This window comes from Streptomyces sp. 15-116A (assembly GCF_025290915.1).
Taxonomy (GTDB): domain Bacteria; phylum Actinomycetota; class Actinomycetes; order Streptomycetales; family Streptomycetaceae; genus Streptomyces.
Genome location: NZ_JAOCQE010000240.1, coordinates 1 through 9,970 on the forward strand (window position 1 = coordinate 1; position 9,970 = coordinate 9,970).

The following is a 9,970-nucleotide window of genomic DNA, read 5'->3' on the forward strand; positions in this document are numbered from 1 at the left end:
GCCCGCGGAGGTGGCCGCGCCGATGACCGCCTGGTACGCCGACGCGGGGATCGGACTGCGCACACACGCGCGCGTGGAGCGCGTCGAGCCGGGCGCGGTGCTGCTGGACGACGGCACACGGCTGCCCGCGGGCGCGGTGGTGGTCGGCATCGGCGCCCGTCCGGCCACGGCCTGGCTGGCCGGGTCGGGCGTCACGCTCGGGGAGTACGGCGAGGTCGTCGCCGACCGCCATCTGATGACCTCCGTACCGGACGTGTACGCGGTCGGCGACTGCGCGTCCTTCCCCTCGGGGCGCTACGGCGAGCGGCTGCTCGTCCACCACTGGGACAACGCCCTCCAGGGGCCCCGCACGGTCGCCGTGAACATCCTCGGCGCGGCCACGGGTGAGCCGCCGGCGGTGTACGACCCGGTGCCGTACTTCTGGTCCGAGCAGTTCGGGCGCTTCGTGCAGTACGCCGGTCACCACGCGGACGCCGACCGGATCGTGTGGCGCGGCGACCCGTCCGGTCCGGCGTGGACGGTGTGCTGGCTGCGGGAGTCCCGCCTGGTGGCGCTGCTGGCCGTGGGCCGGCCGCGGGATCTGGCGCAGGGGCGCCGGCTGATCGAGGCGGGCGCGGCGATGGACGCGGGCCTCCTCGCGGACGCGGCTCGCCCCCTGAAGTCGGCGGCGGTGTGACACCTGCTCGGAGGGACGCGTTCGCGCAGGTGGGTGGGGCTGACTTCCGACTGTCAGTGGCAGGTGGCAGGCTTGTCCCGTGACCGAGATTGACGCAAAGATCGATGCTCTCGTCCCCGCCTGGCTCACCCTTCCCGACATCGCCGAGAAGCTCGGCGTCGAGGTGACGCGTGTCCGGCAGCTGGTCAAGGAGGGCCAGCTCATCGCCGTGCGCCGGGGTGAGAACCGCGCGCTGCACGTCCCCGCCGCCTTCATCGACGGGGACAAGGTCGTCAAGGGCCTCTCCGGCACCCTGACGCTCCTGCGGGACGACGGCTTCACGGTCGAAGAGATGCTGGAGTGGCTCTTCACCCCCGACCCGTCCCTGCCGGGCACCCCCGCGCAGGCCCTGAGCGAAAACCGCGGCACGGAGGTAAAACGCCGCGCCCAGGCCCTCGCGGTCTGACCCACCCGCCGACCAACTCCCGGCGCCCTTGCGACCGAGGGCGTCGGGGCACGTGCGTGGCTGCGGGCGTCGTGGTCGTCTGCGGGTGGGTGGGGGCTGGTCGCGCAGTTCCCCGCGCCCCTAGGTGGGCGCAGTCACGTGCGCTGCCTCGTCGCCGCCGTAGCTGCGGGCAGTCGTGCCGCTGGGGCGATGGGGGAGGCACCCCGCAGGCGCGGGTGAGCGATACCCACCCTCGGCCAGCCTCAGCACCGGGCCGCACCTGGCATAGGGTCCATTCGCGACCCTGACCTCGACACCTGGGGGACCTCCGCATGCCCGACGCCGACGCCCACGTCACCAACGCTCGCGCCCAGCTCGCCGACGCCCGCCTCTATCTCTGCACCGACGCCCGCAAGAAACAGGGCGACCTTCCCCAGTTCCTGGACACCGTCCTCGCCTCCGGCGTCGACATCGTGCAGCTCCGCGACAAGACCATGGAAGCCGCCGAGGAACTGGACCACCTCACCGTCTTCGCCGAAGCCTGCGCCCGCCACGGCAAGCTCCTCGCCGTCAACGACCGCGCCGACATCGCCCACGCCGCCGACGCCGACGTCCTCCACCTCGGCCAGGGCGACCTCCCCGTCCCCGCCGCCCGAGCGATCCTCGGCGACGACGTCCTCATCGGCCGCTCCACCCACTCCGAGTCCGAGGCCACCGCCGCCGCCACCCAGCAAGGCGTCGACTACTTCTGCACCGGCCCCTGCTGGCCCACTCCCACCAAGCCAGGCCGGCACGCCCCCGGCCTCGACCTGGTCCGCCACACCGCCGCGCTGCGCACCGACCGCCCCTGGTTCGCCATCGGCGGCATCGACCTCGGCAACGTCGACCAGGTCCTGGAGGCCGGCGCCCGCCGGATCGTCGTCGTCCGCGCCCTCACCGAGGCGGACGACCCGGGCGCCGCGGCAGCCGAGCTCGCCCACCGCGTCCGCCAGGCAGCGGACCACTGAGACCGCACGTCCGACGCCCTGAGAACGCGTCCTCGTCTCAAGTCTGTCCAAGGGGTGGACAACAAGACGACAATAGAGACAATTCGACCGCATCCGGTTGGGGGACCGCCCACCCCTGGCTAACCTGCCCGTATGGCCCTCGGCACCGCATCCATCAGGTCGGACCACGCGCGAACCGTGCGCGACATGCTCGCGACAGGAAAGACCACCTATTCCTTCGAGTTCTACGCCCCCAAGACCCCGAAGGGCGAGCGGAACCTGTGGAACGCGCTGCGCCGGGTCGAGGCCGTGGCTCCCGACTTCGTCTCCGTGACCTACGGCGCGGGCGGTTCCACCCGCGCCGGCACGGTCAAGGCGACGGAGGCGATCGCCTCGGACACCACGCTCACCCCGATCGCCCACCTCACCGCGGTCGACCACTCCGTCGCCGACCTGCGCAACATCATCGGCCAGTACGCCGACGCCGGGATCCGCAACATGCTCGCGCTGCGCGGCGACCCGCCCGGCGACCCGATGGGCGACTGGGTGCCGCACCCCCAGGGCCTCACCTACGCCGCCGAGCTCGTCGAGCTGATCAAGGCGTCCGGTGACTTCTGCGTGGGCGTCGCCGCCTTCCCCGCGATGCACCCGCGTTCCACGGACTGGGACACCGACGTCCGCCACTTCGTCGACAAGTGCCGGGCGGGCGCGGACTACGCGATCACCCAGATGTTCTTCCAGCCGGAGGACTATCTGCGGCTGCGCGACCGGGTCGCCGCGGCCGGCTGCGAGACCCCGATCATTCCCGAGGTCATGCCCATCGCCAGTGTGAAGACGCTGGAGCGGATCCCGTCCCTCACCAACGCGTCCTTCCCGGACAGCCTGAAAGAGCGGATCCTCACAGCCAAAGACGATCCGGCCGCTGTACGCTCGATCGGGATCGAGTTCGCCACGGAGTTCTGTGCCCGGCTGCTGGCCGAGGGAGTGCCAGGACTGCACTTCATCACGCTGAACAACTCCACGGCGACGCTGGAAATCTACGAGAATCTGGGCCTGCACCACCCACCGCAGGCCTAGACCGGTCGCACCGACGTACGACACACTGCGTAGCGGCCACTGGGAGAGGGGCGTACATGGGCTGGACGGTCCTCTATATCGCGTTCGGCATCGTCGCGCTGTGGCTGCTCGGCGAGGTGCTGCTGCAGTACAAGGCACGCCTGCGCTGGCGGCTGCTCGCCTTCGTCGGCTTCCTCGGCGTCGTGGTCGGGGTGCTGATCCCGTCCGTCGTCGTCATCGGTCTCGGCGCGGCCGCCTTCGCGATCGGGCAGACCTACGTCACGCTGTCGTTCCGCCGCGGCTTCGCCGCCGGCTGGGCGGTCAACGCCCCGATGCTGGCCGCCGCCACCGGCCGCCGCGACCGCGGGCGCGAGGAGCCGACCCTCGAGGTCTCCGACCTCGAGGCGACCGGCGACGCCTACGGCGAGGACACCGGATCTCACCGCGACCGGGCCTCCTACGGCGCGGACGACGACTACGACCGCGACGACGTCTTCACCCCCGGCCGCTCCGACCGGCAGACGGCCGCCGAGACCACCGCCGTCTACGCCCCCCAGCCCATGCCGGACGACACCGGCTCGTACGGCATCTACGACACCGGGTACGGCACGCAGACCCAGGACCAGTACGCCGCCGCCACCCAGAGCGCCGACCAGGGCTACGCCTCCTACGACTACTCCGGCTACGGCCAGCAGGGCTACGACACCGGCCAGCAGCAGTACGCCGCCTACTCCGACCCGTACATCGGCACCCCCACCTACGGCGGGACCGGGTACGACACCGGCTACGCCGACCCGCAGCAGTACGGCCAGCAGCAGGCCTACGGCCAGGACCAGTACACCGGCACCTACGGCGGCGAGACCCCGGCCGGCGGCCTGTGGGTCCCGCAGCAGCGCAGCACCGACGACCCGTACGGCGGTGAACTCCCGCCGGAGCAGGCGTACCCGTACCAGGGCGACGGCCAGCAGCCGCCGGCGAACGGCTACGACGAGCAGTACCGCTTCTGACCCGCCGAGGGGCGCCCGGCGGCGCTCACTGCGAGCCGCGGAAGTCCGGCCCCTCCACGATCAGCCCGGCGACCAGCGCCCCCGACATCCCGGCATGCGGCAGCCCGCCACCGGGGTGCGACCAGCCGCCGACCGTGAACAGCCCCGGAGTCCGGGTGCTGTTGGCGGGGTGCAGGCGTCGTCCGCCCGCCGCGGCCAGGGCCGGGGGCGGCACCGCTCCGGTCTCTGCGCCGGTCTCGCGCGCGATGTCGGCGGGGGTGCGCACCTCGTGCCACAGCAGACGGTCGCGCAGGTCCGGTATCGCGCGTTCGGCGGTGGTGATCAGCGTCTCCGCGTACGCGTCCGGGGTCTCGCCGTCCGCCGGGACCACCGACGTCAGCGTCACCGACTCGTGCCCGGCGTCCGGTACCAGCGCCGGATCGTCCGGCCGCAGCACCGTGACCGTGGGGCGGGCGGGCCACCCGGCAGGGGAGCCGGACAGCGCGTCGAGCTCGGCGTCCCGGTCCTGCGCGTGCACCACCGTGCGGTGGGCTGTCCCCTCCGGGCGTCCTCCGCGCAGCGCCAGCAGCACGGTCAGCCGGCTCGCCCCGGCCCGCTGCGGCGGCACCTCGTCCTCACCGCGCACCCGCGTGCCACGGGTCATCCGGTCCAGCGCCCCGGGTGCCACGCCGGCCACCACGAAGTCCGCCTCGGTCACGGTCCCGTCGGCCAGCTCCACGCCGGCCGCCCGGCCGTCCTTCTCCAGCACCCGCGCGACCTCGGCGCCGAAGACGAACTCGACCCGCCGCGCCAGACACCGCTCGTACACCGCGCGGGCCAGCTCCCGCATGCCGCCGCGCACGTACCACGTGCCGAACGCGTGCTCCATGTACGGCAGGATCGCCGCGCTCGCCGGGGTCGCACGCGGATCGAGGCCGTACGCGAGCGCATGGCTCTCCAGCAGCGCGATCAGCCGGGGATCGCGCAGCTCCCACGCGCCGACCTCGGCGAGGGTGCTCGCCACGCGCGTGCGCAGCAGCCTCTTGTGCGGGACCGCCGGGTAGGGCTCGCGCTCGGCCAGCACCTGCCAGTTCGGCCACAGCGGCTCCTCCAGCAGCGGCCGGCGCGTACGGTCCCAGGCCTCGCGGGCGCGGACCAGGAAGTCGCCCCAGCGCTGCCCCGCCCGGACGCCGAGCGCCTCGTCCAGGGCGGCGACGACTCCCGCGCGGGAGGAGTCCGGCAGCGACACGCGCGTACCGTCCGCGAACACATGGTGCGAGGACGGGTCGACCTGGACCAGCTCGACGCACTCCTCCAGCGGCTCTCTGCCGGTCTTCAGGAACAGATCGCGGTAGACCGCGGGCAGCGTGAACAGGCCGGGGCCCGTGTCGAAGCCGAACCCCTCCCGCTCGAAACGGCGCACCGCGCCGCCGTACGTCTCCGTCCGCTCGTACACCGTCACCCGGTGGCCCGCGACGGCCAGCCGGGCGGCGGCCGCCATCGCGCCCATCCCGGCGCCGATCACCGCAATCCGTGCCATGCCAGGGACTTTATCCGCCGCCGCTGACAGCCCGGACCCGAGTACCGGCGCCCACGTGCCGGTGACCAGCCGGTGCCGCGCGGTCGTGGGCGCGGATGCCCAGCCGTGAGTATCCGTACCTAGGCGGCGAGATGAGTACGCACGCGGATGGGCCGCGACCTGCGCAGACGAGAGAGTGGAGACCACGGAGAGGGGCACGGGACCCGGAACCGGCGACACGGGGCGCCGGAACGGCCCGGCCCGCGATCCGCTCCTTCCGCCGGCCGAGACCGGCGGGAGCGAGGCACGGGGGAACCCGGGGGACGACCGCAACGGGGGTCCTGCGGGGGGACGTACGGGGGAGCAAGGAAGGCGCCGGTCCGACGGTGGCCCGCGGGGGACGCGGCCACCCCGGGCCGGCGCTTTCGTTTCTCCGCGCAGGTTCAGCGGCTGCCGCTCACGCGCCCCTGGAGCAGCCGGGACAGCGCCGCGTGCACATCGTCCAGGGACCGCTCCGGCTGGAAGGACTTCCAGTCCAGCGCGGCCACCAGCACCATGCCGACGAGAGCGGCCGCCGTCAGCTGGACGTCGATCTCCTCGCTGAACTCGCCGTTCTCCACGCCCTCGCGCAGCACACCCTCGACCACCGCCACGGCCTGCTGGCGCACCACCATCAGCGTGGACTGCCAGGCCCGGTTGGTGCGCCACAGCTCGGCCACGTACAGCTGGGTGAAGGCCGGGTAGCGGTCGATGAAGACCAGCCCCGCGCGGATCATCGCGTCCAGGGCGTCGACCTTGCTGCCGCCCTGAGCGGCCGTCTTCTCCGCCGCCTCCTTCAGCGAGGCGGTCAGCAGGCCCACGCCGTGCCGCAGCAGCTCCTCGAAGAGGACCGACTTGCTCGCGAAGTTGTAGTAGACCGTGCCCTTCGCCACGCCCGCCCGTTCGGCGATCTCGTCGACGGTGGTGGCGGAGAAACCCTGCTCGGCGATGAGGGTGACGGCCGCCTCGTAGAGCTTCTGCCGGGTGGCCTCGCGGCGGGCGCTGCCGCCCGGCGTGGTGCTGCTGCTGTCCATGGTCCCGATTCTCACAGCACCTCCCTTCCGCCCGCGTACGGGCCCGGCCGTCCGCCCGCTCACAGGGTCAGCTCCGGGTGCAGCCGGTCCAGCGTCCACACCTGACGACGCCGGGCCGACAGCGCGGTCAGCGCCAGCGCGCCCAGGGTGAACGCCGTCAACACGGCGCACGCCTGCCACACCGGTCCGAGACCGCCGCCCGTGATCAGCCTCCGGAGCGCCTCCACCACATAACTCATCGGCAGGAAGGGGTGCAGCGCGTTGAAGAAGCCGGGGCTGGTCTGCACGGGGTACGTGCCGCCCGCCGAGGTCAGCTGCAGCATCAGCACCGCCAGCACGAGGATGCGTCCGGCCGCCCCGAAGCGGGCGTTCAGCCACTGCACGATCGCCGCGAAGCACGCCGTCACCAGGAACAGGAAGCCCACCGTCCCGGCGGCCCTGGCCATCTGCAGCCCGACCGCCCAGTGCAGCACCGACATCAGGGCCACCGTCTGCAGCACCCCGATCGTCACCACCGGCAGCCAGCCCGCCAGCGCGATCCGCCGGGCCGAGGCGCCCGCGACCAGGGCCCGCCGGTTCATCGGCGCGATCACCATGTACGCGACCATCGCGCCCACCCACAGCGACAGCGGGATGAAGTACGGGGCGAATCCGGTGCCGTAGTTGGGCGCCTTGTGCAGATCGCGGGTGACCAGCTGGACGGGGTCGGCCATCACCTCGGTGCGCCGGTCGCGGTCCTGCTTGTCGTAGTCGGGGATCCGCTCGGCGCCGTCGTGCAGCCCGCCGGCCAGCTTGCCGGAGCCGTCGACGAGCTTGTAGATGCCGCCGTTCAGATCCTGGGCGCCGGCCCGCAGATCGCCGACGCCCTCGTCCAGGTCGACGGCGCCCGTCTTGGCCGTGCCGAGCCCGGAGTGCAGCTTCTTCAGACCGGCGGCGACCTTTCCGGCGCCGTTGTTCAGCTGGTTGATCCGGGTGACTGCGTCGTCGAGGTCCTCCGACAGATGCGGCGCGCGGTCGGCGAGCGCGTCGGCCTGCTTCTCGAGGGTGCCGAGGTGGGTGTCGAGCTTCTTCAGGTCGCCGCGATGGTCGGTGACCAGCGCGCTCGCGTCCTCGGCTGCCGTCGCCGCGGCGGCCACGGCGTCCCTGGCCTTCTTCAGGTCGGCGCAGGCGGGGTCGGTCAGGGCGGCGTCCTCGCAGCGCTCCTTGTAGACCTGGTCCATCGTGCCGGACGCCTCGCGGGCGTCCTTCGCGGCCGCCGGGGCGCGCTTCTCCAGGGCGTCGAGGTCGTCGCGGAGCTTGCCGGAGGCGTCGGCGACGAAGCGGGCCGTGTCGCCGATGGCCTTCTCGTTGCCCTTGAGGAACGGGCCCACCTTGGCGTCGACCGCGTTCACCTTGTCGGCGAGGGTCTGTGTGCCGTCCGCGACCTTGCGGGAGCCGTCCTTGAGCGAACCCGCCCCCTTGTGCAGGTCCTTGAGGCCCTTGGCGAGCTTGCCGCTGCCCTGCTCGGCGGTCCCCAGCTTGTCGGCGAGCCTCTTCGAGCCCTTCTCCGCCTTGCCGATGCCGCCGCTCAGCTTGTCGGCTCCCTCGGCCGCCTCCACGGTCTTGCCGTGGATGTCGGAGAACGAGACGAAGATCTTGTCCAGGAAGGAACGCGAGGTCTTCGTGGACGCGGCCCGGCGCACCTCGCCGAACACCGTGCGGGAGATCTGCCCGACGATGTAGTTGTTGGCGTCGTTCGTCCGCACCTGGAGCGCGCCGGTCTCGGGGGAGTCGCCCGAACTGGACGCGATCCGGTGGCTGAAGTCGCGCGGCATGGTCAGCGACAGGTAGTAGGTGCCGTCCTCGACGCCCCTGCGCGCCTCCTCGGCGCTCACCTCTCGCCAGTCGAAGGTGTCGCTGTCGCGCAGCCCCTCGGCGATGTCGTCGCCCGCGGTGATCCTCTTCCCGTCCGCCGTGGCCCCCTTGTCGTCGTTGACGAGCGCGACGGGGATGCGGTCGAGACGGTCGTACGGGTCCCAGAACGACCACAGGTACAGGGCGCCGTAGAGCAGGGGCAGCACCAGCAGCGCGACCAGCGCGGCACGCGGCAGCTTGCCCCGGCCGAAGCGCCGGAGCTCAAGAGCGGCCAGTTTCGGCGAGCGCATCGGCCGCCTCCTTCGCGTCGTCGTGGCTGTCGGTTTCGGGGCTCGCGTCGGCTTCCGGGCTCGCGTCGGCTTCCGGGTCGGTCCCCGGGTTCGCTTGGTCGCTGCTCTCGGCTTCCGGGCCTGCGTCGGCTTCCGGGTTCGCGTCGGTCGCCGCGTCCGCCCCCGGGCTCGTACCAGGCCCCGTGCGCACGACCACCGCGTCCTCAGGTGCCTCGCTGCACACCGCCATCACCGTGACCCCGCTGTCCGTGAGCGACCGCAACTGGGCCCACAGCTCCGACCGTTCGGCCGGTGACAGCTTCAGGTCCGCGTCGTCCACGCCGAGCAGCCGCGGACGCCCGATCAGGGCCAGCGCGAGCGACAGCCGCAGCGCCTCCAGGCGCTCCAGATCCCGTACGGCGGTCCGCGGGCCCTTGGGCAGGGTCTCGACGTCCAGCCCGGCGGCGGTGAGCGCGGCCTCGATACCCCTCCGCGTCTCGGCCGCCCGCTCCCCGCGCGGACGCAGCAGCCCCCGCAGCGAGGTGAACCGGCGTTGCAGCAGTGCCCGTTCGCGCAGGTGCTCGCCGACGGTCAGCGCCGGGTCGAGGTCGGTCACGCCCGTGACATGCGCGAGCGCGCTGACCCGGCGCACGGCGGCCATCCGCTTCGGCAGCTCGAACCCGCCGACCGCCGCCGTCCCCTCCGTCGGCTTCATCCGCCCGGTGAGCGCCAGCAGCAGACAGGTGCGGCCGGAACCGGACGGCCCCTCGACGGCGATCAGCGAGCCGGGCTCCGCCTCGACGGTGACCCCGCGGAACGCCCAGCCCCGCGGTCCCGCGAGCCCGAAGTCCCGGGCCGAGACGGCGAGTCCGGGCGGTCCGTCCACAACGCCCCCCATGCGTCCCCCACTTCAAAGGCTCCCGAAGAGCCCTTCTTTTGAACTGACTGGTCAGTGCAAAAGTTAGCCCGAACTGTCGATCGAAGCAAAACCGCAGGTCAGAACGGATTGTCAGTGCCATACCTCACGATGGGGGCATACGGCACCTCGTAGCAGGGCGTGCCGTCACGAAGACGACAGGAGGTTCGTCATGGCCCACTCGTCCGCAGCAGCCGCCCGCCGGCGCCGC

The 9,970-nt window shown here is 72.5% G+C and carries 9 protein-coding genes; 5 read left to right on the forward strand and 4 right to left on the reverse strand.

The window, feature by feature from the left end:
* From N4P33_RS27765 to N4P33_RS27785, 5 genes are all read left to right on the forward strand, one after another.
* The coding region (locus N4P33_RS27765) for an FAD-dependent oxidoreductase (RefSeq protein ID WP_260829555.1) at nt 1-676 on the forward strand (676 nt) is incomplete at its 5' end.
* 79 nt (nt 677-755) lie between these two features.
* Nucleotides 756-1,121, forward strand: coding sequence for an Rv2175c family DNA-binding protein (locus N4P33_RS27770; protein ID WP_260829556.1), 366 nt, complete (start codon nt 756-758; stop codon nt 1,119-1,121).
* A 311-nt stretch (nt 1,122-1,432) separates the two neighbouring features.
* Complete coding sequence (gene thiE, locus N4P33_RS27775) at nt 1,433-2,107, forward strand: thiamine phosphate synthase (RefSeq protein WP_260829557.1); 675 nt, start codon at nt 1,433-1,435, stop codon at nt 2,105-2,107.
* A 132-nt stretch (nt 2,108-2,239) separates the two neighbouring features.
* A complete protein-coding gene (gene metF, locus N4P33_RS27780) occupies nt 2,240-3,163 on the forward strand; it encodes a methylenetetrahydrofolate reductase [NAD(P)H] (protein ID WP_260829558.1) in 924 nt (307 codons plus the stop codon).
* Nucleotides 3,164-3,219: 56 nt separating this feature from the next.
* On the forward strand, nt 3,220-4,149 hold the full coding sequence (locus N4P33_RS27785) for a hypothetical protein (RefSeq protein WP_260829560.1): 930 nt from the start codon (nt 3,220-3,222) through the stop codon (nt 4,147-4,149).
* A 25-nt stretch (nt 4,150-4,174) separates the two neighbouring features.
* Here N4P33_RS27785 and N4P33_RS27790 read toward each other — a convergent pair whose 3' ends face one another.
* From N4P33_RS27790 to N4P33_RS27805, 4 genes are all read right to left on the reverse strand, one after another.
* On the reverse strand, nt 4,175-5,668 hold the full coding sequence (locus N4P33_RS27790; protein WP_260829561.1) for an NAD(P)/FAD-dependent oxidoreductase: 1,494 nt from the start codon (nt 5,666-5,668) through the stop codon (nt 4,175-4,177).
* Nucleotides 5,669-6,090: 422 nt separating this feature from the next.
* Entirely contained in the window at nt 6,091-6,720 is a 630-nt protein-coding gene (locus N4P33_RS27795) for a TetR/AcrR family transcriptional regulator (RefSeq protein WP_260829562.1), read from the reverse strand.
* Nucleotides 6,721-6,779: 59 nt separating this feature from the next.
* The gene (locus N4P33_RS27800) at nt 6,780-8,864 is read right to left on the reverse strand and encodes a YhgE/Pip domain-containing protein (protein ID WP_260829563.1); all 2,085 of its coding nucleotides are present in this window, start codon (nt 8,862-8,864) and stop codon (nt 6,780-6,782) included.
* Entirely contained in the window at nt 8,836-9,741 is a 906-nt protein-coding gene (locus N4P33_RS27805) for an ATP-binding cassette domain-containing protein (RefSeq protein ID WP_260829564.1), read from the reverse strand. The genes N4P33_RS27800 and N4P33_RS27805 overlap by 29 nt, the downstream gene beginning before the upstream one ends.
* Nucleotides 9,742-9,970 lie beyond the last annotated feature (229 nt).

Excerpts from the sequence above, each read along its gene's own strand:
- thiE (WP_260829557.1), top strand. The coding sequence starts at position 1,433 with ATGCCCGACGCCGACGCCCACGTCACCAACGCTCGCGCCCAGCTCGCC.
- metF (WP_260829558.1), top strand. The coding sequence starts at position 2,240 with ATGGCCCTCGGCACCGCATCCATCAGGTCGGACCACGCGCGAACCGTG.
- N4P33_RS27785 (WP_260829560.1), top strand. The coding sequence starts at position 3,220 with ATGGGCTGGACGGTCCTCTATATCGCGTTCGGCATCGTCGCGCTGTGG.
- N4P33_RS27790 (WP_260829561.1), bottom strand. The coding sequence starts at position 5,668 with ATGGCACGGATTGCGGTGATCGGCGCCGGGATGGGCGCGATGGCGGCC.
- N4P33_RS27795 (WP_260829562.1), bottom strand. The coding sequence starts at position 6,720 with ATGGACAGCAGCAGCACCACGCCGGGCGGCAGCGCCCGCCGCGAGGCC.
- N4P33_RS27800 (WP_260829563.1), bottom strand. The coding sequence starts at position 8,864 with ATGCGCTCGCCGAAACTGGCCGCTCTTGAGCTCCGGCGCTTCGGCCGG.
- N4P33_RS27805 (WP_260829564.1), bottom strand. The coding sequence starts at position 9,741 with ATGGGGGGCGTTGTGGACGGACCGCCCGGACTCGCCGTCTCGGCCCGG.